Annotated in this window: 30 protein-coding genes; 29 read left to right on the forward strand and 1 reads right to left on the reverse strand. The window is 59.7% G+C overall.

From position 1 onward, the window contains the following. Positions 1-4: 4 nt before the first annotated feature. The 29 genes from tuf (at position 5) to rplQ (ending at position 15,034) form a co-directional block, all read left to right on the forward strand. Complete coding sequence (gene tuf, locus GCU53_RS15855) at positions 5-1,198, forward strand: elongation factor Tu (RefSeq protein ID WP_152388462.1); 1,194 nt, start codon at positions 5-7, stop codon at positions 1,196-1,198. Between the two features lie 150 nt (positions 1,199-1,348). Next, on the forward strand, positions 1,349-1,660 hold the full coding sequence (gene rpsJ / locus GCU53_RS15860) for a 30S ribosomal protein S10 (RefSeq protein ID WP_003463313.1): 312 nt from the start codon (positions 1,349-1,351) through the stop codon (positions 1,658-1,660). Between the two features lie 84 nt (positions 1,661-1,744). Next, positions 1,745-2,380, forward strand: coding sequence for a 50S ribosomal protein L3 (gene rplC / locus GCU53_RS15865; RefSeq protein WP_152388463.1), 636 nt, complete (start codon positions 1,745-1,747; stop codon positions 2,378-2,380). A gap of 13 nt (positions 2,381-2,393) precedes the next feature. Then, a complete protein-coding gene (rplD, locus tag GCU53_RS15870) occupies positions 2,394-2,996 on the forward strand; it encodes a 50S ribosomal protein L4 (protein ID WP_152388464.1) in 603 nt (200 codons plus the stop codon). After that, entirely contained in the window at positions 2,993-3,292 is a 300-nt protein-coding gene (gene rplW / locus GCU53_RS15875) for a 50S ribosomal protein L23 (protein ID WP_152388465.1), read from the forward strand. Before rplD ends, rplW begins: the two co-directional genes overlap by 4 nt. An 11-nt stretch (positions 3,293-3,303) precedes the next feature. Beyond that, the gene (gene rplB / locus GCU53_RS15880) at positions 3,304-4,125 is read left to right on the forward strand and encodes a 50S ribosomal protein L2 (protein ID WP_131255353.1); all 822 of its coding nucleotides are present in this window, start codon (positions 3,304-3,306) and stop codon (positions 4,123-4,125) included. Between the two features lie 16 nt (positions 4,126-4,141). Further along, positions 4,142-4,417, forward strand: a complete 276-nt coding sequence (gene rpsS, locus GCU53_RS15885) for a 30S ribosomal protein S19 (protein WP_012699306.1) — start codon at positions 4,142-4,144, stop codon at positions 4,415-4,417. A 13-nt stretch (positions 4,418-4,430) separates the two neighbouring features. Continuing rightward, positions 4,431-4,763 (forward strand): 50S ribosomal protein L22, encoded by a 333-nt coding sequence (gene rplV, locus GCU53_RS15890; RefSeq protein ID WP_003304070.1) that lies wholly within the window; start codon positions 4,431-4,433, stop codon positions 4,761-4,763. 13 nt (positions 4,764-4,776) lie between these two features. After that, positions 4,777-5,463, forward strand: a complete 687-nt coding sequence (gene rpsC, locus GCU53_RS15895; protein WP_039806143.1) for a 30S ribosomal protein S3 — start codon at positions 4,777-4,779, stop codon at positions 5,461-5,463. A gap of 14 nt (positions 5,464-5,477) precedes the next feature. Beyond that, positions 5,478-5,891 (forward strand): 50S ribosomal protein L16, encoded by a 414-nt coding sequence (rplP, locus tag GCU53_RS15900; protein ID WP_012699309.1) that lies wholly within the window; start codon positions 5,478-5,480, stop codon positions 5,889-5,891. Next, positions 5,891-6,082: a 50S ribosomal protein L29 gene (gene rpmC, locus GCU53_RS15905; protein WP_039806140.1), complete on the forward strand. Its 192-nt coding sequence runs from the start codon at positions 5,891-5,893 to the stop codon at positions 6,080-6,082. The genes rplP and rpmC overlap by 1 nt, the downstream gene beginning before the upstream one ends. Before the next feature lie 2 nt (positions 6,083-6,084). Beyond that, the gene (rpsQ, locus tag GCU53_RS15910) at positions 6,085-6,351 is read left to right on the forward strand and encodes a 30S ribosomal protein S17 (protein ID WP_012699311.1); all 267 of its coding nucleotides are present in this window, start codon (positions 6,085-6,087) and stop codon (positions 6,349-6,351) included. A gap of 23 nt (positions 6,352-6,374) precedes the next feature. Then, positions 6,375-6,743: a 50S ribosomal protein L14 gene (gene rplN / locus GCU53_RS15915; protein ID WP_120997520.1), complete on the forward strand. Its 369-nt coding sequence runs from the start codon at positions 6,375-6,377 to the stop codon at positions 6,741-6,743. 12 nt (positions 6,744-6,755) lie between these two features. Next, the gene (gene rplX, locus GCU53_RS15920) at positions 6,756-7,070 is read left to right on the forward strand and encodes a 50S ribosomal protein L24 (RefSeq protein WP_152388466.1); all 315 of its coding nucleotides are present in this window, start codon (positions 6,756-6,758) and stop codon (positions 7,068-7,070) included. A 20-nt stretch (positions 7,071-7,090) separates the two neighbouring features. Then, positions 7,091-7,630, forward strand: coding sequence for a 50S ribosomal protein L5 (gene rplE / locus GCU53_RS15925; RefSeq protein WP_039806132.1), 540 nt, complete (start codon positions 7,091-7,093; stop codon positions 7,628-7,630). Positions 7,631-7,642: 12 nt separating this feature from the next. Then, positions 7,643-7,948: a 30S ribosomal protein S14 gene (rpsN, locus tag GCU53_RS15930; protein WP_152388467.1), complete on the forward strand. Its 306-nt coding sequence runs from the start codon at positions 7,643-7,645 to the stop codon at positions 7,946-7,948. Between the two features lie 187 nt (positions 7,949-8,135). Beyond that, positions 8,136-8,528 (forward strand): 30S ribosomal protein S8, encoded by a 393-nt coding sequence (gene rpsH, locus GCU53_RS15935; RefSeq protein WP_152388468.1) that lies wholly within the window; start codon positions 8,136-8,138, stop codon positions 8,526-8,528. A 14-nt stretch (positions 8,529-8,542) separates the two neighbouring features. Then, on the forward strand, positions 8,543-9,076 hold the full coding sequence (rplF, locus tag GCU53_RS15940) for a 50S ribosomal protein L6 (RefSeq protein ID WP_152388469.1): 534 nt from the start codon (positions 8,543-8,545) through the stop codon (positions 9,074-9,076). 10 nt (positions 9,077-9,086) lie between these two features. Then, on the forward strand, positions 9,087-9,437 hold the full coding sequence (gene rplR / locus GCU53_RS15945) for a 50S ribosomal protein L18 (protein WP_039806123.1): 351 nt from the start codon (positions 9,087-9,089) through the stop codon (positions 9,435-9,437). Positions 9,438-9,440: 3 nt separating this feature from the next. Then, the gene (gene rpsE, locus GCU53_RS15950) at positions 9,441-9,941 is read left to right on the forward strand and encodes a 30S ribosomal protein S5 (RefSeq protein WP_152388470.1); all 501 of its coding nucleotides are present in this window, start codon (positions 9,441-9,443) and stop codon (positions 9,939-9,941) included. 2 nt (positions 9,942-9,943) lie between these two features. Next, positions 9,944-10,120 carry a 50S ribosomal protein L30 gene (rpmD, locus tag GCU53_RS15955; protein ID WP_039806119.1) on the forward strand — a complete coding sequence of 59 codons (177 nt, stop codon included), beginning with the start codon at positions 9,944-9,946 and terminating at the stop codon, positions 10,118-10,120. Between the two features lie 3 nt (positions 10,121-10,123). Then, entirely contained in the window at positions 10,124-10,558 is a 435-nt protein-coding gene (gene rplO / locus GCU53_RS15960; RefSeq protein WP_152388471.1) for a 50S ribosomal protein L15, read from the forward strand. Then, complete coding sequence (gene secY / locus GCU53_RS15965) at positions 10,559-11,887, forward strand: preprotein translocase subunit SecY (RefSeq protein WP_152388472.1); 1,329 nt, start codon at positions 10,559-10,561, stop codon at positions 11,885-11,887. 28 nt (positions 11,888-11,915) lie between these two features. Continuing rightward, positions 11,916-12,032 carry a 50S ribosomal protein L36 gene (gene rpmJ, locus GCU53_RS15970; RefSeq protein ID WP_003281814.1) on the forward strand — a complete coding sequence of 39 codons (117 nt, stop codon included), beginning with the start codon at positions 11,916-11,918 and terminating at the stop codon, positions 12,030-12,032. 133 nt (positions 12,033-12,165) lie between these two features. After that, complete coding sequence (gene rpsM, locus GCU53_RS15975) at positions 12,166-12,522, forward strand: 30S ribosomal protein S13 (protein ID WP_152388473.1); 357 nt, start codon at positions 12,166-12,168, stop codon at positions 12,520-12,522. A 30-nt stretch (positions 12,523-12,552) separates the two neighbouring features. Further along, positions 12,553-12,942 (forward strand): 30S ribosomal protein S11, encoded by a 390-nt coding sequence (rpsK, locus tag GCU53_RS15980; RefSeq protein ID WP_003093689.1) that lies wholly within the window; start codon positions 12,553-12,555, stop codon positions 12,940-12,942. Positions 12,943-12,958: 16 nt separating this feature from the next. Then, positions 12,959-13,579: a 30S ribosomal protein S4 gene (rpsD, locus tag GCU53_RS15985; protein ID WP_152388474.1), complete on the forward strand. Its 621-nt coding sequence runs from the start codon at positions 12,959-12,961 to the stop codon at positions 13,577-13,579. A gap of 22 nt (positions 13,580-13,601) precedes the next feature. After that, a complete protein-coding gene (locus GCU53_RS15990; RefSeq protein WP_152388475.1) occupies positions 13,602-14,603 on the forward strand; it encodes a DNA-directed RNA polymerase subunit alpha in 1,002 nt (333 codons plus the stop codon). Positions 14,604-14,647: 44 nt separating this feature from the next. After that, the gene (rplQ, locus tag GCU53_RS15995) at positions 14,648-15,034 is read left to right on the forward strand and encodes a 50S ribosomal protein L17 (RefSeq protein WP_152388476.1); all 387 of its coding nucleotides are present in this window, start codon (positions 14,648-14,650) and stop codon (positions 15,032-15,034) included. 353 nt (positions 15,035-15,387) lie between these two features. Here the strand turns inward: rplQ and uvrA are convergent, their stop codons facing one another. Continuing rightward, positions 15,388-18,222, reverse strand: coding sequence for an excinuclease ABC subunit UvrA (gene uvrA / locus GCU53_RS16000; protein ID WP_152388477.1), 2,835 nt, complete (start codon positions 18,220-18,222; stop codon positions 15,388-15,390). Between the last annotated feature and the right edge of the window lie 42 nt (positions 18,223-18,264).

Raw genomic sequence — 18,264 nt, forward strand, 5'->3', positions numbered from 1 at the left:
TGTCGTGGCTAAGGAAAAATTCGAACGTAACAAACCGCACGTCAACGTTGGCACCATCGGTCACGTGGACCATGGCAAGACCACTCTGACGGCCGCTCTGACCAAGGTTTGCGCGGAGACCTGGGGCGGTGCCGCTCGCGCCTTCGACCAGATCGACAATGCTCCGGAAGAAAAGGCACGCGGTATCACCATCAATACTTCCCACGTTGAATATGATTCCCCGGTCCGTCACTACGCGCACGTCGACTGCCCCGGTCACGCCGACTACGTGAAGAACATGATCACCGGTGCTGCCCAGATGGACGGCGCTATCCTGGTCTGCTCGGCTGCCGATGGTCCCATGCCGCAAACCCGCGAGCACATCCTGCTGTCCCGTCAGGTGGGCGTTCCCTACATCGTCGTGTTCCTGAACAAGGCCGACATGGTCGACGACGCCGAGCTCCTGGAGCTGGTCGAGATGGAGGTGCGCGATCTGCTGTCCGCCTACGACTTCCCGGGCGACGACACCCCAATCATCACCGGCTCCGCCCTGATGGCGCTGGAAGGCAAGGACGACAACGGCATCGGCGTTTCCGCCGTGCGCAAGCTGGTGGAAACCCTGGACTCCTACATTCCGGAGCCGGTGCGTGCCATCGATCAGCCGTTCCTGATGCCGATCGAAGACGTGTTCTCCATCTCCGGTCGTGGCACCGTGGTGACCGGTCGTGTCGAACGCGGCATCGTCAAGGTGGGCGAGGAAGTGGAAATCGTCGGTATCCGTCCGACCACCAAGACCACCTGCACCGGCGTGGAAATGTTCCGCAAGCTGCTCGATGAAGGTCGCGCCGGCGAGAACATCGGCGCCCTGCTGCGCGGCACCAAGCGTGAAGACGTGGAGCGCGGCCAGGTTCTGGCCAAGCCGGGCACCATCAAGCCGCACACCAAGTTCGAGGCCGAAGTGTACGTGCTGTCCAAGGAGGAGGGTGGTCGTCACACTCCGTTCTTCAAGGGCTACCGTCCGCAGTTCTACTTCCGTACCACCGACGTGACCGGTAACGTCGAGCTGCCGGAAGGCGTCGAGATGGTGATGCCGGGTGACAACATCAAGATGGTCGTCACCCTGATCGCCCCGATCGCCATGGAAGACGGCCTGCGCTTCGCCATTCGCGAAGGTGGTCGTACCGTTGGTGCCGGTGTGGTTGCCAAGATCATCGAGTAATCGATGAGGTGATAGAAAAAGCCCCTTTTGGGGCTTTTTCTATTGCTGATCATTTTATTGACACTCTGGGGGGGGCATCCGTACAATTGCGCCTCCTTTTATCGGGTGTATTCCGCTCGGTAGGGTGGCAACTTCGAGTCTGAGGTCAAAATGCAAAACCAACAAATCCGTATTCGGTTGAAGGCTTTTGACCATCGCCTGATTGATCAATCTACCCAGGAAATCGTGGAAACCGCGAAACGTACTGGTGCTCAGGTGCGTGGTCCGATTCCTCTGCCTACTCGCAAAGAGCGGTATACCGTTCTGGTTTCGCCGCACGTCAACAAGGATGCGCGTGATCAGTACGAGATTCGTACCCACAAGCGTGTGCTGGACATCGTTCAGCCGACCGACAAGACCGTCGATGCGCTGATGAAGCTCGATCTGGCGGCTGGCGTGGAAGTGCAGATCAGCCTCGGCTAAGACCGTTCAGGTTTTGGTCGTGTAACGCTCTGAAATGGGCGGCCATAGCGGGTGAAAGCCCCGTACACTCGAGAGGTTCAAGAAATGACTATTGGTGTAGTCGGTCGTAAGTGCGGCATGACCCGCATTTTCACCGAAGAAGGTGTCTCCATTCCGGTTACGGTCATCGAGATCGAGCCGAATCGCGTGACCCAGTTCAAGAATGAAGAAAGCGACGGCTATCGTGCAGTGCAAATCACTGTTGGCGAGCGCCGTGCTTCGCGTGTGACCAAAGCGCAGGCTGGTCACTTCGCCAAAGCGAATGTCGCTGCTGGTCGTGGTGTCTGGGAGTTCCGCCTCGAAGAGGGCGAGTACCAGGCTGGTGATCAGATCACTACCGAAATTTTCCAGGCAGGACAGTTGGTGGATGTCACCGGTCAGTCCAAGGGTAAAGGCTATGCCGGTACCATCAAGCGCTGGAATTTCCGTGGTCAGGACAATACCCACGGCAACTCAGTCTCCCACCGTGTTCCGGGCTCTATCGGCCAGTGCCAGACTCCTGGCCGTGTGTTCAAGGGCAAGAAGATGTCCGGTCATATGGGTGCCGAGCGCGTAACTGTGCAGTCCCTGGAAGTGGTTCGTGTCGATGTCGAGCGCAATCTGCTGCTGGTCAAGGGTGCTGTTCCCGGCGCTACCGGCGGCGATGTGATCGTGCGTCCGGCGGCCAAGGCTCGCGGTTAAGGGGGAAGCTGAGATGCAATTGAATGTGAATGGCGCTCAGGCGATCGAAGTCTCCGAGCGCACCTTTGGCGGCGAGTTCAATGAGACCCTCGTGCACCAGGCTGTCGTTGCCTATCTGGCGGGTGGTCGCCAGGGCAGCAAGCAGCAGAAGAACCGTTCCGACGTGAGCGGTGGCGGCAAGCGCCCTTGGCGTCAGAAGGGTACTGGTCGCGCCCGTGCTGGTACTACCCGTGGTCCGATCTGGCGTGGCGGTGGCGTGACCTTCGCCGCTCGTCCGCAGAATCACGAGCAGAAGCTCAACAAGAAGATGTACCGTGCCGCCCTGCGCTCGATCCTGAGCGAGCTGGTGCGTCAGGAGCGTCTGGTTGTTGTTGAGGACTTCATTGTTGATGCGCCAAAGACCAAGAGCCTGGTGAGCAAGCTGGGCAGTCTGGGTCTGAATGACGTGCTGATCGTCTCCGATGCGGTCGATCAGAATCTGTATCTGGCTGCACGCAACCTGCCGCACGTTGATGTACGTGATGTCCAGGGTTCCGATCCGGTCAGCCTGATCGCATACGACAAGGTGCTGGTCACCGTGTCGGCGGTGAAGAAATTCGAGGAGCTGCTGGGATGAACCAGGAACGCGTATTCAAAGTGCTGCTTGGCCCGCATGTCTCCGAGAAGGCCACCGTGCTGGCGGAAAGCAAGAAGCAGTTCGTTTTCAAGGTTGCCACCGATGCAACCAAGCTGGAAATCAAGAAGGCTGTCGAAGCTCTGTTCGAAGTGAAGGTCGCCCGTGTCACCACCCTGAATGTCCAGGGCAAGACCAAGCGCACCGCTCGCGGTCTGGGCAAGCGCAACGACTGGAAGAAGGCATACGTCGCTCTTCAAGCCGGCCAAGATCTCGATTTCGCCAGCAGCGCTGAGTAAAGGGGTGCATCATGGCAATCGTTAAATGCAAACCGACTTCCGCTGGCCGCCGCTTCGTGGTCAAGGTGGTCAACCAGGAGCTGCATAAGGGTGCCCCCTATGCGCCGCTGCTGGAGAAAAAGTCCAAGTCCGGTGGCCGTAACAACAACGGTCGCATCACCACCCGTCATATCGGTGGTGGTCACAAGCAGCACTATCGCCTGGTCGACTTTCGTCGCAGCAAGGATGGCATTCCTGCCATCGTCGAGCGGATCGAGTACGACCCGAACCGCACCGCACATATCGCGCTGCTGAAGTATGCCGACGGCGAGCGTCGTTACATCATCGCGCCGAAGGGCGTGGCGGCTGGTGATCAGCTGATCTCCGGCGTGAACGCACCGATCAAGGCGGGCAATACCCTGCCGTTGCGCAACATTCCGGTCGGTTCCACCATTCACGCTATCGAGCTGAAGCCGGGCAAGGGTGCGCAGATCGCCCGTTCTGCCGGTGCTTCCGTGCAGTTGGTTGCGCGTGAGGGTGCCTACGTGACCCTGCGTCTGCGCTCTGGCGAGATGCGCAAGGTCCTGGCTGATTGCCGTGCGACCCTGGGCGAGGTGTCCAATTCCGAGCACAGCCTGCGCTCGCTGGGTAAGGCCGGTGCCAAGCGCTGGCGTGGCGTTCGCCCGACCGTTCGTGGCGTGGCGATGAACCCGGTCGACCACCCGCATGGTGGTGGTGAAGGTCGTACCTCGGGTGGTCGTCATCCGGTGTCGCCGTGGGGCTTCCCGACCAAGGGTGCGAAGACCCGGTCGAACAAGCGCACCGACAACATGATCGTCCGCCGCCGTAAGTAACTAGAGGGATACGACTGTGCCGCGTTCTCTGAAAAAAGGTCCTTTCATCGATCTTCACCTGTTGAAGAAGGTCGAAGTGGCGGTGGAAAAAAACGATCGCAAACCGGTCAAGACCTGGTCGCGTCGTTCGATGATCCTGCCGCAGATGGTCGGTCTGACCATTGCTGTGCATAACGGCCGTCAGCATGTCCCGGTGCTTATCAGCGAGGATATGGTCGGTCACAAACTAGGCGAGTTTGCTGCTACCCGTACCTATCGTGGTCATGCGGCAGACAAGAAAGCCAAGCGTTGAGGGGTAAGGAAAGATGGAAGTAGCCGCTAAGCTGTCGGGCGCTCGAATCTCCGCCCAGAAAGCCCGCTTGGTCGCCGACCAGATCCGCGGGAAGAAGGTGGGCGATGCGCTCAACCTCCTGGCTTTCAGCAGCAAGAAAGCCGCCGAGATCATGAAGAAAGTGCTGGAGTCGGCCGTTGCCAACGCCGAGCACAACGAGGGCGCAGACGTGGATGACCTGAAGGTTTCCACCGTTTTCGTCAACGAGGGGCGTTCGCTTAAGCGCATCATGCCGCGCGCCAAGGGCCGTGCTGATCGCATCGTCAAGCGGTCTTGCCATATCACTGTCAAGGTTGCGGACAAGTAACGGAGTCGATCAGATGGGTCAGAAAGTACATCCCGTTGGCATCCGCCTGGGAATCGTCAAGGAGCATACCTCGGTCTGGTATGCAGATAAGCGCACTTATGCCGATTATCTGTTCGCCGACCTCAAGGTGCGTGAGTACCTCCAAGACAAACTAAAAAGCGCGTCCGTGAGCCGTATCGACATCGCTCGTCCGGCCCAAACCGCACGCATCACCATCCACACCGCTCGTCCCGGCATCGTGATCGGCAAGAAAGGTGAGGATGTCGAGAAGCTGCGTCAGGACCTGACCAAGCAAATGGGTGTGCCGGTGCACATCAACATCGAAGAGATCCGCAAGCCGGAGCTTGACGGTATGCTGGTTGCTCAGAGCGTAGCCCAGCAGCTTGAGCGTCGCGTAATGTTCCGTCGCGCCATGAAGCGCGCCGTGCAGAACGCCATGCGCATTGGTGCCAAGGGCATCAAGATCCAGGTGAGTGGTCGTCTGGGCGGTGCCGAAATCGCCCGTACCGAATGGTATCGCGAAGGCCGTGTGCCGCTGCACACCCTGCGCGCAGATATCGATTACGCCACCTACGAAGCGCACACCACCTATGGTGTGATCGGCGTCAAGGTTTGGATCTTCAAGGGCGAGGTCATTGGTGGCCAGCATGAAGAGCTCAAGCCGCAAGCGCCTGCGCCTCGCAAAAAAGCTGCTAAGTAAGAGGAGTACGCAACATGCTGCAACCCAAGCGTACAAAATTCCGCAAGCAGATGACCGGCCACAACCGTGGCTTGGCTCACCGTGGTAGCAAGGTCAGCTTCGGCGAGTTTGCCCTGAAGTCCGTGAGCCGCGGTCGTCTCACCGCTCGCCAGATCGAGGCTGCACGTCGCGCCCTGACCCGTCACGTCAAGCGTGGCGGCAAGATCTGGATCCGCGTATTCCCCGACAAGCCGGTTACCAAGAAACCCCTCGAAGTTCGTATGGGTAAGGGTAAGGGTAACGTCGAGTACTGGGTAGCCCAGATCCAGCCGGGCAAGGTGCTCTACGAAATCGAGGGTGTTTCCGAAGAGCTGGCGCGCGAGGCTTTCGCCCTGGCAGCAGCCAAGCTGCCGCTCGCCACCACTTTTGTTAAGCGGACGGTGATGTGATGAAAGCGAATGAACTTCGTGAAAAATCGGCTGAGCAACTGAGCGAGCAATTGCTCGGCCTGCTGCGTGACCAGTTCAATCTGCGCATGCAGAAGGCAACTGGCCAACTGGGGCAGAGTCACCTGCTCTCGCAAGTGAAGCGCGATATCGCTCGCGTCAAGACTGTGCTCAACCAGCAGGCAGGTAAGTGATTATGGCTGAAGCTCAGAAAACCGTTCGTACGCTGACCGGCCGTGTCGTAAGCGACAAAATGGACAAGACCATCACCGTCCTGATCGAGCGCCGCGTGAAGCACCCGATCTACGGTAAATACGTGAAGCGTTCGACCAAGCTGCACGCCCACGACGAAACCAACCAGTGCCGTATCGGCGACACGGTCACCATCCGCGAGACCCGTCCGCTGGCTAAGACCAAGTCCTGGATGCTGGTGGAAGTCGTCGAGCGCGCGGTGGAAGTCTAAGAGACTAAGGGTCGGAGAAAGTTATGATTCAGACTCAATCCATGCTCGACGTGGCCGACAACAGCGGTGCCCGTCGCGTCATGTGCATCAAGGTGCTGGGTGGCTCTCATCGCCGTTACGCCGGCATCGGCGACATCATCAAGGTGACCGTGAAGGAAGCGATTCCGCGCGGCAAGGTCAAGAAGGGCCAGGTCATGACGGCTGTGGTGGTTCGCACCAGGCACGGCGTGCGCCGTCCCGATGGCTCCATCATCCGCTTCGACGGCAATGCGGCAGTCCTGCTGAACAACAAGCAGGAGCCGATCGGCACTCGTATCTTTGGGCCGGTTACTCGCGAGCTTCGTTCCGAGAGGTTCATGAAGATCGTCTCGCTCGCCCCTGAAGTGCTGTAAGGAGAAGCCGTCATGCAAAAGATTCGTCGTGACGACGAGATCATCGTCATCGCCGGCAAGGACAAGGGCAAGCGTGGCAAGGTGCTCAAGGTTCTCGCGGACGACCGTCTGGTCGTCGGTGGGGTCAACCTGATCAAGCGCCACAGCAAGCCGAATCCGATGCTGGGTGTCCAGGGCGGTATCGTCGAGAAGGAGGCGCCTCTGCACGTCTCCAACGTGGCCATCTTCAATGTCGAAACCAACAAGGCTGATCGCGTCGGTTTCAAGGTCGAAGACGGCAAGAAAATTCGTGTCTTCAAGTCGACCCAAAAGCCGGTTGATGCTTGAGCACTGCTAGGTAGATAACCATGGCACGACTAAAAGAGATTTATCGGAAAGAAATCGCGCCCAAGTTGAAGGAAGAGCTTCAGCTGGCCAACGTGATGGAAGTTCCGCGCGTTACCAAAATCACCCTGAACATGGGTCTTGGCGAAGCTATCGGCGATAAAAAAATCATCGAGAACGCCGTTGCTGACCTGGAGAAAATCACTGGTCAAAAGCCGATCGTCACCTATGCTCGCAAGTCGATTGCGGGCTTCAAGGTTCGTGAGGGCTGGCCGATCGGTGTCAAGGTGACGCTGCGTCGCGATCGTATGTACGAATTCCTGGATCGTCTGCTCGCGATTTCCCTGCCACGTGTGCGTGACTTCCGCGGTCTGAATGCCAAGTCCTTCGATGGTCGCGGCAACTACAGCATGGGTGTCAAAGAGCAGATCATCTTCCCGGAAATCGATTACGACAAGATCGATGCGCTGCGTGGTCTGGACATCACTCTGACCACCACTGCCCGCACCGATGATGAAGGTCGCGCTCTGCTGCGTGCCTTCAACTTCCCATTCCGCAACTGACTGGAGCAGGCAATGGCCAAACAGAGCATGAAGAACCGCGAGCTGAAGCGTCAGCAAACGGTTGCCAAGTACGCCAAGAAGCGTGCCGAGCTGAAAGCTATCATCGCCAACCCGAACTCTGCTCCGGAGCAGCGTTGGGAAGCCCAGGTCGCCCTGCAGAAGCAGCCGCGTGATGCCAGTGCCTCGCGCCTGCGCAACCGCTGCCGTTTGACCGGTCGTCCTCATGGCGTCTACCGCAAGTTCGGCCTGGCTCGCAATATGCTACGCCAGGCAGCCATGCGTGGTGATGTCCCGGGTCTGGTCAAGGCCAGCTGGTAAGTACAGCTCGGGCTCTCGAGCATATCGACCGAGCCTGGGTTCTCCGAATCAAGCCCCTTATGGGGCTTGATTCTTTTTTAGACGGCCTATAGGATGTTCGGCTCTCCTGACTCTTGATTTTTTGTGTTAGTCAAAGTCCGGAGTTCAGGCCGCAAGGCTTTCTTTCTGTATCAGGAGCAATTAGCCCATGAGTATGCAGGACCCGTTAGCGGACATGCTAACTCGTATCCGTAATGCCCAGATGGCTGAGAAGACCGTCGTGAGCATGCCGTCTTCCAAGCTGAAGGTGGCCGTGGCCAATGTTCTCAAGAACGAGGGTTACATTTCGGATTATCAAGTCAGCAGCGATATGAAGCCGTTGCTGTCCATCGAGCTCAAGTATTTCGAGGGCCGTCCGGTCATCGAGGAGCTCAAGCGCGTGAGCCGCCCCGGCCTGCGTCAGTACAAGTCTGTCGATCAGCTGCCGAAAGTACGTGGTGGTCTGGGCGTTTCGATCGTATCCACCAATAAGGGTGTGATGACCGATCGTGCGGCTCGTGCTGCCGGTGTTGGTGGCGAAGTGCTCTGCACCGTGTTCTAAGGGGGGGTAACAGCATGTCTCGCGTTGCTAAGAACCCCGTCAAGCTGCCCGCTGGCGTGGAGATCAAGCTGGCTGGTCAGCAGCTTTCGGTGAAGGGAGCGAAAGGCTCCCTCGAATTGAATGTGCATCCCTCCGTCGAGGTCATCCAGGATGCTGGTGAGCTGCGTTTTGCTGCCCGCAATGGCGATCAGCAGAACAGGGCCATGGCCGGTACCACCCGCGCCCTCGTCAACAACATGGTGATTGGCGTCAGTCAGGGCTTCGAGCGCAAGCTGCAACTGGTTGGCGTTGGTTACAAGGCGCAGGCCAAGGGGCAAATCCTGTCCCTGGCGCTTGGCTTCTCCCATCCGGTGGATTACGAGCTGCCGCAAGGCATCACCGCGGAAACCCCCAGCCAGACCGATATCCTGATCAAGGGCGTCGACAAGCAGCTGGTTGGTCAGGTGGCAGCCGAAATTCGCGATTTCCGCCGTCCCGAGCCGTATAAGGGCAAGGGTGTGCGGTATTCCGACGAAGTGGTCCATCGTAAAGAAGCCAAGAAGAAGTAGGGCATAGCAAATGAGCGTAAAGAAAGAAACTCGTCTGCGTCGCGCTCGCAAGGCACGCCTGAAAATGCGCGAGCTGGAAACTGTACGCCTTTGCGTGTACCGCTCTTCCCAGCACATCTACGCCCAAGTCATCACGGCCGACGGCGGCAAGGTTCTGGCTTCTGCCTCGACCTTGGACAAAGAACTGCGCGACGCTGCCACCGGCAACGTCGACGCGGCCAAGAAGGTTGGTCAACTGGTGGCCGAGCGTGCGAAGGCCGCTGGTGTAACCCAGGTGGCATTCGATCGTTCTGGCTTCAAGTACCACGGTCGTGTCAAGGCACTGGCCGATGCTGCTCGTGAAGGCGGGCTGGAGTTCTAAGTTATGGCAAATAACGAGCAAAAGCGCGACGAGGGCTACATCGAGAAGCTGGTCCAAGTCAATCGCGTTGCCAAGACTGTCAAGGGTGGGCGCATCTTTACCTTTACCGCGCTGACGGTCGTCGGCGATGGCAAAGGCCGCGTTGGCTTCGGTCGCGGCAAGTCCCGCGAGGTTCCGGCTGCCATTCAGAAAGCTATGGAAGCCGCTCGCCGCAACATGATTCAGGTTGATCTGAGCGGCACCACTCTGCAGTATCCGGTCAAGTCTGCCCATGGCGCTTCCCGGGTTTACATGCAGCCTGCCAGTGACGGTACCGGGATCATCGCTGGCGGTGCCATGCGTGCCGTCCTCGAAGTCGCAGGTGTCCAGAACGTTCTGGCCAAGTGCTACGGCTCGACCAATCCGGTGAACGTGGTTTATGCCACCTTCAAGGGGCTGAAGGAAATGCAGTCCCCCGAGGCCGTGGCAGCCAAGCGTGGCAAGAGCGTCGAGGAGATTCTCTGATCATGGCAACTGTCAAAGTCACTCTGGTCAAGAGCCTGAATGGTCGTCTGGCCAACCACAAGGCCTGCGTCAAGGGGCTGGGCCTGCGTCGTATCGGTCACACCGTCGAGGTCCAGGATACTCCTGAAAATCGCGGGATGATCAACAAGGCCTATTACCTGCTGCGTGTGGAGGGTTAATCCATGCAACTGAACGATCTGCGTTCCGCGCCGGGTGCCCGGCGCGAGAAGCTGCGTCCGGGTCGTGGCATCGGCAGCGGTCTCGGCAAGACTGGTGGTCGCGGCCACAAGGGCCAGACCTCCCGCTCCGGTGGCAAGATCGCACCCGGCTTCGAAGGCGGTCAGCAGCCTCTGCACCGCCGCCTGCCCAAGTTCGGCTTCACTTCTCTGAAGGCCTTGGATCGTGCAGAAATTCGCACCTCCGAACTGGCTAAGGTGGAAGGTGATGTCGTGACTCTGCAGGCGCTGAAGGATGCCAATCTGATCAATCAGAACGTCCGTCGCGTGAAGGTCATGCTGTCTGGTGATGTGAGCCGGGCCGTTACTCTGAAGGGAATCGCCGTCACCAAGGGTGCGCGTGCGGCCATCGAAGCAGCTGGCGGTAAAATCGAGGACTAAATGGCTAAGCAAGGTGCTCTCTCCGCACTCAGCAATGGCGGGCTGTCCGAGCTCTGGACTCGGTTGAGGTTCCTGTTCCTGGCGATCATCGTCTATCGCATAGGCGCGCATATCCCAGTGCCCGGAATCAATCCCGACAGGCTGGCGGAACTGTTCCAACAGAACGAGGGAACCATTCTTAGCCTGTTCAACATGTTTTCCGGTGGTGCGCTGGAGCGGATGAGCATCTTTGCGCTGGGGATCATGCCGTACATCTCGGCATCGATCATCATGCAGCTGATGACCGTGGTCAGCCCCCAGCTGGAGCAGTTGAAGAAGGAGGGCGAGGCCGGTCGGCGCAAGATCAGTCAGTACACCCGTTACGGGACACTCGTTCTGGCGATCGTCCAGGCTTTCGGCATGTCCGTCGGCCTGGCCAGTCAGGGTGTGGCCTTCGCCGCCGACTTCGGTTTCTACTTCGTGGCGGTGAGCACCTTCGTGGCTGGTGCCATGTTCATGATGTGGCTGGGGGAGCAGATTACCGAGCGGGGTGTTGGCAACGGGATCTCGATGCTGATCTTTGCCGGGATCGTCGCCGGTCTGCCGGCTGCGATCGGTCAGTCGTTCGAGTCTGCCCGTCAAGGCGATATCAATATCATTGCTCTGCTTGCTGTCGCGCTCCTGGCTGTGGCGATCATCGGGTTCGTGGTCTTTGTCGAGCGTGGTCAGCGTCGTATCGCGGTGCACTACGCCAAGCGTCAACAAGGTCGCAAGGTTTTCGCTGCGCAGACCAGCCACTTGCCGCTGAAGGTGAATATGGCAGGCGTGATTCCGGCCATTTTTGCTAGCAGCATTCTGCTGTTTCCGGCTTCGCTGGGCTCCTGGTTCGGTCAGTCGGAAGGCATGGGTTGGTTGCAGGACATAGCCCAGGCCATCGCGCCCGGTCAGCCGTTGAACATCATCCTGTTCAGTGCAGGAATCATTTTCTTCTGCTTCTTCTATACTGCGCTGATGTTCAATCCCAAGGATGTGGCGGAAAACCTGAAAAAATCGGGTGCCTTCATTCCTGGCATCAGGCCGGGTGAGCAGTCGGCACGCTATATCGATGGTGTGCTGACCCGCTTGACCATTTTTGGTGCTCTCTACATGACGGCGGTCTGCCTGCTTCCGCAGTTCCTAGTGGTGGCAGCCAACGTGCCGTTCTATCTTGGCGGGACTTCGTTGCTGATCGTGGTAGTGGTTGTGATGGACTTTATGTCGCAAGTACAATCGCACCTCGTTTCGCACCAGTACGAATCCCTGATGAAGAAAAGCAACCTGAAGGGCTATGGCGGCGGCATGCTCCGCTGATCTGTCCATAAGGTTCGAGGAGTTGGTGATGAAAGTTCGTGCGTCGGTGAAGAAGCTGTGCCGCAACTGCAAGATCATCCGTCGCGACGGCGTCGTGCGCGTGATCTGCAGCGCGGAGCCGCGTCACAAGCAGCGCCAAGGCTGAGTGTGATCCTCGCGTGATGAGCCCGGCAGCTAGTGTGCTGTCGGGTTGATTCTTTTTTATTACAGCGCTAGTATCCTGCGCCCTATTTCTTGGCTTCCAGGGCGTGGGTAGCTGTCAATTGGAGTTCCACTGAATGGCCCGTATCGCAGGCGTAAACATTCCGGATAACAAGCATACTGTTATCTCGCTGACCTACATCTATGGTGTCGGTCGTACCACTGCACAGGCTATCTGTGCTGCTACCGGTGTCAATCCGGCAGCAAAGATCAAGGATCTCTCGGACGAGCAGATCGAGCAACTGCGTGGCGAAGTGGCCAAGTTCACTACCGAAGGTGACCTGCGCCGTGAAGTCAACATGAAAATCAAGCGCCTGATGGACCTGGGCTGCTACCGCGGTCTGCGTCATCGCCGTGGCCTGCCGGTTCGCGGTCAGCGCACCAAGACCAACGCCCGTACCCGCAAGGGCCCGCGCAAGCCGATCCGCAAGTAATCGCATTCGCGAATCGACAGGAATCTAATCATGGCAAAACCTGCTGCTCGTCCTCGTAAAAAAGTCAAAAAGACCGTGGTGGATGGTATCGCCCACATCCATGCGTCTTTCAACAACACCATCGTGACCATCACCGATCGTCAGGGTAACGCCCTTTCCTGGGCCACCTCCGGCGGCTCCGGTTTCCGTGGCTCGCGCAAGAGCACCCCGTTTGCTGCCCAGGTGGCTGCCGAGCGTGCCGGCCAGGCCGCCTTGGAATATGGGCTGAAAAACCTCGACGTGAACGTCAAGGGGCCTGGTCCGGGTCGTGAGTCCGCTGTGCGTGCCCTCAATGCCTGCGGTTACAAGATTGCCAGCATCACCGACGTGACCCCGATCCCGCATAACGGCTGCCGTCCGCCGAAGAAGCGTCGCGTGTAATAGGAGACAGTGAAGAATGGCACGTTACATTGGTCCCAAATGCAAGCTGTCCCGTCGCGAAGGCACTGACCTGTTCTTGAAGAGCGGCTCCCGTGCGCTCGAATCCAAGTGCAAGGTCGAGTCGGCCCCGGGTATCCATGGCCAGCGTCGTGGTCGCCTGTCCGAGTACGGCACCCAGCTGCGAGAGAAGCAGAAGGTCCGCCGCATCTACGGCGTGCTGGAGCGCCAGTTCAGCGGTTACTACAAGGAAGCCAGCCGTCGCAAGGGTTCCACCGGCGAGAACCTGCTGCAGCTGCTTGAGTGCCGTCTGGACAACGTCGTCTACCGCATGGGCTTCGGCGCTACTCGTGCCGAATCTCGCCAGCTGGTTTCGCACAAGGCCATTACCGTCAATGGCCAAGCCGTGAACATCCCGTCCTACCAGATCAAGGCTGGTGATGTCGTGGCCGTTCGCGAAAAAGCCAAGAATCAGCTGCGCATTGGCCAGGCTCTCGAACTCTGCGCCCAGCGCGGCCGTGTCGAGTGGGTTGAAGTGGATACTGAGAAGAAGTCTGGCGTGTTCAAGAGCGTGCCGGCTCGCAGCGACCTGTCCGCCGACATCAACGAAAACCTGATTGTCGAGCTCTACTCCAAGTAAGGGCTAGAAAATAGGTATATCCATGCAGAGTTCGGTAAATGAGTTCCTGACCCCTCGCCACATCGATGTGCAGGCGGTCAGTCCGACCCGCGCCAAGATCACGCTCGAGCCTCTCGAGCGCGGTTTTGGTCATACCCTGGGCAATGCCCTGCGTCGCATCCTGCTGTCTTCCATGCCCGGCTGTGCAGTGGTCGAGGCGGAGATCGACGGCGTGCTTCATGAGTACAGCGCCATCGAAGGCGTGCAGGAAGATGTCATCGAGATCCTGCTCAACCTGAAGGGCCTGGCCATCAAGCTGCACGGGCGCGACGAAGTCACGCTGAGCCTGAGCAAGAAGGGCCCTGGCGCGGTCACCGCTGCCGATATTCAGCTGGATCATGATGTCGAAATCGTCAACGGCGGCCATGTAATCGCCAACCTGGCGGACAACGGCGTACTGAACATGAAGCTCAAGGTGGCTCGCGGGCGTGGCTATGAGCCCGCGGATGCCCGTCAGAGCGATGAGGATGAAAGCCGCAGCATCGGTCGTCTGCAGCTGGACGCTTCCTTCAGCCCGGTACGTCGTGTTGCCTACGTGGTGGAAAACGCCCGTGTCGAGCAGCGCACCAACTTGGACAAGCTGGTCATCGATCTGGAAACCAACGGTACCCTGGATCCTGAAGAGGCCATTCGCCGGGCCGCGACCATTCTGCAGCAGCAGCTGGCCGCGTTCGTCGACCTCAAGGGGGACACCGCACCGGTAGTGGTGGAGCAGGAAGACGAGATCGATCCGATCCTCCTGCGTCCGGTCGACGATCTGGAGCTGACCGTGCGTTCGGCCAACTGCCTGAAGGCGGAAAACATCTACTACATCGGTGACCTGATTCAGCGCACCGAAGTGGAGCTGTTGAAGACTCCGAACCTGGGCAAGAAGTCCCTGACCGAGATCAAGGACGTTCTGGCTTCTCGTGGTCTGTCCCTCGGCATGCGCCTCGACAACTGGCCGCCGGCAAGTCTTAAGAAGGACGACAAGGCTACGGCCTGAGCGTCATAACCACCGAACGAATAAGTTTGGTAAGGAATTGAACCATGCGTCATCGTAAAAGTGGCCGTCATCTGAGCCGCACCAGCGCACATCGCAAGGCCATGTTCCAGAACATGGCGGTGTCGCTGTTCGAGCACGAACTGATCAAGACCACCCTGCCCAAGGCCAAGGAACTGCGTCGCGTTGCCGAGCCGCTGATCACCCTGGCCAAGGAAGACAGCGTCGCCAACCGCCGCCTGGCCTTCGACCGCACCCGTTCGAAAGCAGCTGTCGGCAAGCTGTTCAACGATCTGGGCAAGCGCTACGCCAATCGTCAGGGCGGTTATCTCCGCATCCTGAAGTGTGGTTTCCGTGCCGGCGACAACGCGCCGATGGCCTATGTCGAGCTGGTTGACCGTCCGGTCGCTGGTGAAGCTGCAGCTGCCGAATAAGGGCTGTTGCGTTAGAAAACCGGGCTCAGGCCCGGTTTTTTATTTTTCATGTTTTCGTCCTGTCCAAGGCCTTGAAATGGCAGGAATAGAAAATGCCATCAGCCTTACCTTCAGAGGGCAGGGCGCGAGGATTTTCACTTTCTTCGAAGAAGGTCCGTGTCAGCCATAAGGGGCGTCCCAATCTATCGGCAGGCAAGCCCTGCGGTGCCAAAGCCTGCCTCCTCGCGGCCGACTCGGCGTATGCGAGGGTGTCGCAGGGCTGGAGGAGTCAAGCTTGGCAGATCGCCTGGTTGCCCAGTGGCAAGCGAGAAACCGGCTCCCTCAGGAGCCGGCTCTTGCCCTGGTTGTCCCGATCAAGCCCGGTCGCGCTCCAGCAGTGGCTTGAGAAAACGTCCGGTATGGGAATGTGCCATCCGGGCGATCTCCTCGGGCGTCCCCGCGCCGATGATCCTGCCGCCTCGCGAGCCCCCCTCGGGGCCGAGATCGACGATCCAGTCGGCAGTCTTGATTACGTCCAGATTATGCTCGATCACCACCACGGTGTTGCCGTGGTCGCGCAGCCGGTGCAACACGTCCAAGAGCTGCTGGATGTCGGCGAAATGCAGGCCCGTGGTGGGCTCGTCGAGAATGTACAGGGTCTTGCCGGTATCCCGTTTCGACAGTTCGCGGCTCAGCTTGACCCGTTGCGCCTCGCCGCCGGACAGGGTCGTGGCGCTCTGACCCAGGCGAATGTAGGAGAGACCAACATCGATGAGCGTCTGCAGCTTGCGCGCCACGGCCGGTACGGCATCGAAGAAGTCGCGGGCTTCCTCGATAGTCATTTCCAGCACTTCGTGGATGTTTTTCCCTTTGTATTTCACTTCGAGGGTTTCGCGGTTGTAGCGCTTGCCCTTGCAGACATCGCAGGGAACGTAGATGTCCGGTAGAAAGTGCATCTCCACCTTGATCACACCGTCACCCTGGCAGGCCTCGCAGCGTCCGCCCTTGACGTTGAAGGAGAATCGCCCGGGGTTGTAGCCGCGCGAGCGCGACTCCGGCACTCCGGCGAACAGCTCGCGAATGGGCGTGAACAGTCCGGTATAGGTGGCTGGATTCGAGCGTGGCGTCCTGCCGATCGGGCTCTGGTCGATATCGACCACCTTGTCCAGATGCTGCAGGCCGTCGAAGCTGTCGTGGGGGGCAGTTTCCAGCGCGCTGCTGCCATTCAATGCCGTGGCGGTGAGGGGAAACAGGGTGTTGTTGATCAAGGTCGACTTGCCCGAACCGGACACCCCGGTAATGCAGGTGAGCAGGCCCACCGGGATCTCCAGGTCGACGTTCTGCAGGTTGTTGCCACGGGCCCCCTTGAGCTTGAGGAGCCTTTTGGCGTCGCGGGGGGTGCGCTCGGCCGGGACCTCGATCTTCATGCGGCCGGAGAGGTACTTGCCGGTCAGCGACGCGGGGTGGGCCATCACTTCGGCCGGCGCGCCCTCGGCGACGATCTGTCCGCCATGCACGCCGGCCCCCGGACCTATGTCGACCAGATAGTCGGCCAGGCGGATGGCATCCTCGTCGTGCTCCACCACGATCACCGTGTTGCCCAGGTCGCGCAGGTGGGTGAGGGTGGCCAGCAGGCGCTCGTTGTCGCGCTGATGCAGGCCGATGGAGGGTTCGTCGAGGATGTACATCACGCCGACCAGGCCGGCGCCGATCTGGCTGGCCAGGCGAATGCGCTGCGCCTCGCCACCGGACAGGGTGTCGGCACTGCGATCCAGGGTCAGGTAGTCGAGGCCGACGTTGACCAGGAACTGCAGGCGCTCGCGGATCTCCTTGAGGATCTTCCCGGCGATCTCGCCGCGCCGGCCGCTCAGCGACAGGTCGGAGAAATAGCTGCAGGCCTCGCCCACCGGCAGGGCGGTGACCGCCGGCAGGGTCTTTTCACCGACCCAGACGTGTCGCGCCTCGCGGCGCAGGCGGGTGCCGCGGCAGTCGGGGCAAGGCTGGCTGCTGAGCAGCTTGGCAAGTTCCTCGCGGACGCTGGCGGATTCGGTTTCTCGATAGCGACGCTCGAGGTTGGAAATGATGCCCTCGAACGGATGGGCGCGGACCACGATGTCACCACGGTCGTTGAGATAGCGGAACTCGATGCTTTCGCGGCCGCTGCCGTGTAGCAGGGTCTTCTGTACAGTGGCAGGCAGGTCCGCGAACGGTTCCTCGAGGCTGAAGCCATAGTGTGCGGCCAGCGAGCCGAGCATCTGGAAGTAGTAGACGTTGCGCCGATCCCAGCCGCGGATCGCGCCTGCGGCGAGGGACAGCTTGCCATCGACCAGTCGGCGCGGATCGAAGTACTGCTTGACGCCCAGGCCGTCGCAGGAGGGGCAGGCCCCGGCCGGGTTGTTGAAGGAGAACAGCTTGGGTTCCAGCTCACCGATCGAGTGCCCGCAGTGGGGGCAGGCGAAGCGTGCGGAGAAGATCAGCTCTTCGCCGGCCTCGCCCTCCATCGGTACCGCCAGGGCGATGCCGTCGGCCAGTTTCAGCGCAGTCTCGAAGGATTCGGCCAGGCGCTGCTGCAGGTCGCCGCGCACCTTGAAGCGGTCCACCACCACGTCGATGCTGTGCTTCTTCTGCTTGTCCAGCTTGGGCAACTCGTCCAGCTCGAAGAGCCGGCCGTCGACTCGCGCGCGGACGAAGCCTTGGGCGCGCAACTCGTCGAACACCAAGAGGTGCTCGCCCTTGCGCTCGCGGACCACAGGAGCCAGCAGCATCAGCTTGCTGCCTTCCGGTAGCGCCAGCACCTGATCGACCATCTGGCTGACGGTCTGCGCCTCCAGCGGCACGTCGTGCTCTGGACAGCGCGGTGTGCCGACGCGGGCGTAGAGCAGGCGCAGGTAGTCGTAGATCTCGGTGATGGTGCCGACGGTGGAGCGCGGGTTGTGCGAGGTGGATTTCTGCTCGATGGAAATCGCCGGCGACAGGCCCTCGATGGCATCGACATCGGGCTTTTCCATCATCGACAGGAATTGCCGGGCGTAGGCCGAGAGGGATTCCACGTAGCGGCGCTGGCCTTCGGCATAGAGGGTGTCGAAGGCCAGCGAGGATTTGCCGGAGCCGGACAGGCCGGTGATGACGATCAGCTTGTCGCGGGGCAGGGTCAGGTCGATGTTCTTCAGGTTGTGGGTGCGCGCCCCACGGATCAGGATCTTGTCCAAAGCGGCCTCGCATGGCGGGCGGAAATCCGCGAGTATACGGCG

The sequence above is a fragment of the Azotobacter salinestris genome (assembly GCF_009363155.1).
Lineage (GTDB): Bacteria > Pseudomonadota > Gammaproteobacteria > Pseudomonadales > Pseudomonadaceae > Azotobacter > Azotobacter salinestris.

Bases quoted from the DNA above. Each gene is read 5' to 3' on its own strand.
- rpsJ (WP_003463313.1), top strand. From the start codon at position 1,349: ATGCAAAACCAACAAATCCGTATTCGGTTGAAGGCTTTTGACCATCGC.
- rplC (WP_152388463.1), top strand. From the start codon at position 1,745: ATGACTATTGGTGTAGTCGGTCGTAAGTGCGGCATGACCCGCATTTTC.
- rplD (WP_152388464.1), top strand. From the start codon at position 2,394: ATGCAATTGAATGTGAATGGCGCTCAGGCGATCGAAGTCTCCGAGCGC.
- rplW (WP_152388465.1), top strand. From the start codon at position 2,993: ATGAACCAGGAACGCGTATTCAAAGTGCTGCTTGGCCCGCATGTCTCC.
- rplB (WP_131255353.1), top strand. From the start codon at position 3,304: ATGGCAATCGTTAAATGCAAACCGACTTCCGCTGGCCGCCGCTTCGTG.
- rplV (WP_003304070.1), top strand. From the start codon at position 4,431: ATGGAAGTAGCCGCTAAGCTGTCGGGCGCTCGAATCTCCGCCCAGAAA.
- rpsC (WP_039806143.1), top strand. From the start codon at position 4,777: ATGGGTCAGAAAGTACATCCCGTTGGCATCCGCCTGGGAATCGTCAAG.
- rplP (WP_012699309.1), top strand. From the start codon at position 5,478: ATGCTGCAACCCAAGCGTACAAAATTCCGCAAGCAGATGACCGGCCAC.
- rpmC (WP_039806140.1), top strand. From the start codon at position 5,891: ATGAAAGCGAATGAACTTCGTGAAAAATCGGCTGAGCAACTGAGCGAG.
- rpsQ (WP_012699311.1), top strand. From the start codon at position 6,085: ATGGCTGAAGCTCAGAAAACCGTTCGTACGCTGACCGGCCGTGTCGTA.
- rplN (WP_120997520.1), top strand. From the start codon at position 6,375: ATGATTCAGACTCAATCCATGCTCGACGTGGCCGACAACAGCGGTGCC.
- rplX (WP_152388466.1), top strand. From the start codon at position 6,756: ATGCAAAAGATTCGTCGTGACGACGAGATCATCGTCATCGCCGGCAAG.
- rplE (WP_039806132.1), top strand. From the start codon at position 7,091: ATGGCACGACTAAAAGAGATTTATCGGAAAGAAATCGCGCCCAAGTTG.
- rpsN (WP_152388467.1), top strand. From the start codon at position 7,643: ATGGCCAAACAGAGCATGAAGAACCGCGAGCTGAAGCGTCAGCAAACG.
- rpsH (WP_152388468.1), top strand. From the start codon at position 8,136: ATGAGTATGCAGGACCCGTTAGCGGACATGCTAACTCGTATCCGTAAT.
- rplF (WP_152388469.1), top strand. From the start codon at position 8,543: ATGTCTCGCGTTGCTAAGAACCCCGTCAAGCTGCCCGCTGGCGTGGAG.
- rplR (WP_039806123.1), top strand. From the start codon at position 9,087: ATGAGCGTAAAGAAAGAAACTCGTCTGCGTCGCGCTCGCAAGGCACGC.
- rpsE (WP_152388470.1), top strand. From the start codon at position 9,441: ATGGCAAATAACGAGCAAAAGCGCGACGAGGGCTACATCGAGAAGCTG.
- rpmD (WP_039806119.1), top strand. From the start codon at position 9,944: ATGGCAACTGTCAAAGTCACTCTGGTCAAGAGCCTGAATGGTCGTCTG.
- rplO (WP_152388471.1), top strand. From the start codon at position 10,124: ATGCAACTGAACGATCTGCGTTCCGCGCCGGGTGCCCGGCGCGAGAAG.
- secY (WP_152388472.1), top strand. From the start codon at position 10,559: ATGGCTAAGCAAGGTGCTCTCTCCGCACTCAGCAATGGCGGGCTGTCC.
- rpmJ (WP_003281814.1), top strand. From the start codon at position 11,916: ATGAAAGTTCGTGCGTCGGTGAAGAAGCTGTGCCGCAACTGCAAGATC.
- rpsM (WP_152388473.1), top strand. From the start codon at position 12,166: ATGGCCCGTATCGCAGGCGTAAACATTCCGGATAACAAGCATACTGTT.
- rpsK (WP_003093689.1), top strand. From the start codon at position 12,553: ATGGCAAAACCTGCTGCTCGTCCTCGTAAAAAAGTCAAAAAGACCGTG.
- rpsD (WP_152388474.1), top strand. From the start codon at position 12,959: ATGGCACGTTACATTGGTCCCAAATGCAAGCTGTCCCGTCGCGAAGGC.
- GCU53_RS15990 (WP_152388475.1), top strand. From the start codon at position 13,602: ATGCAGAGTTCGGTAAATGAGTTCCTGACCCCTCGCCACATCGATGTG.
- rplQ (WP_152388476.1), top strand. From the start codon at position 14,648: ATGCGTCATCGTAAAAGTGGCCGTCATCTGAGCCGCACCAGCGCACAT.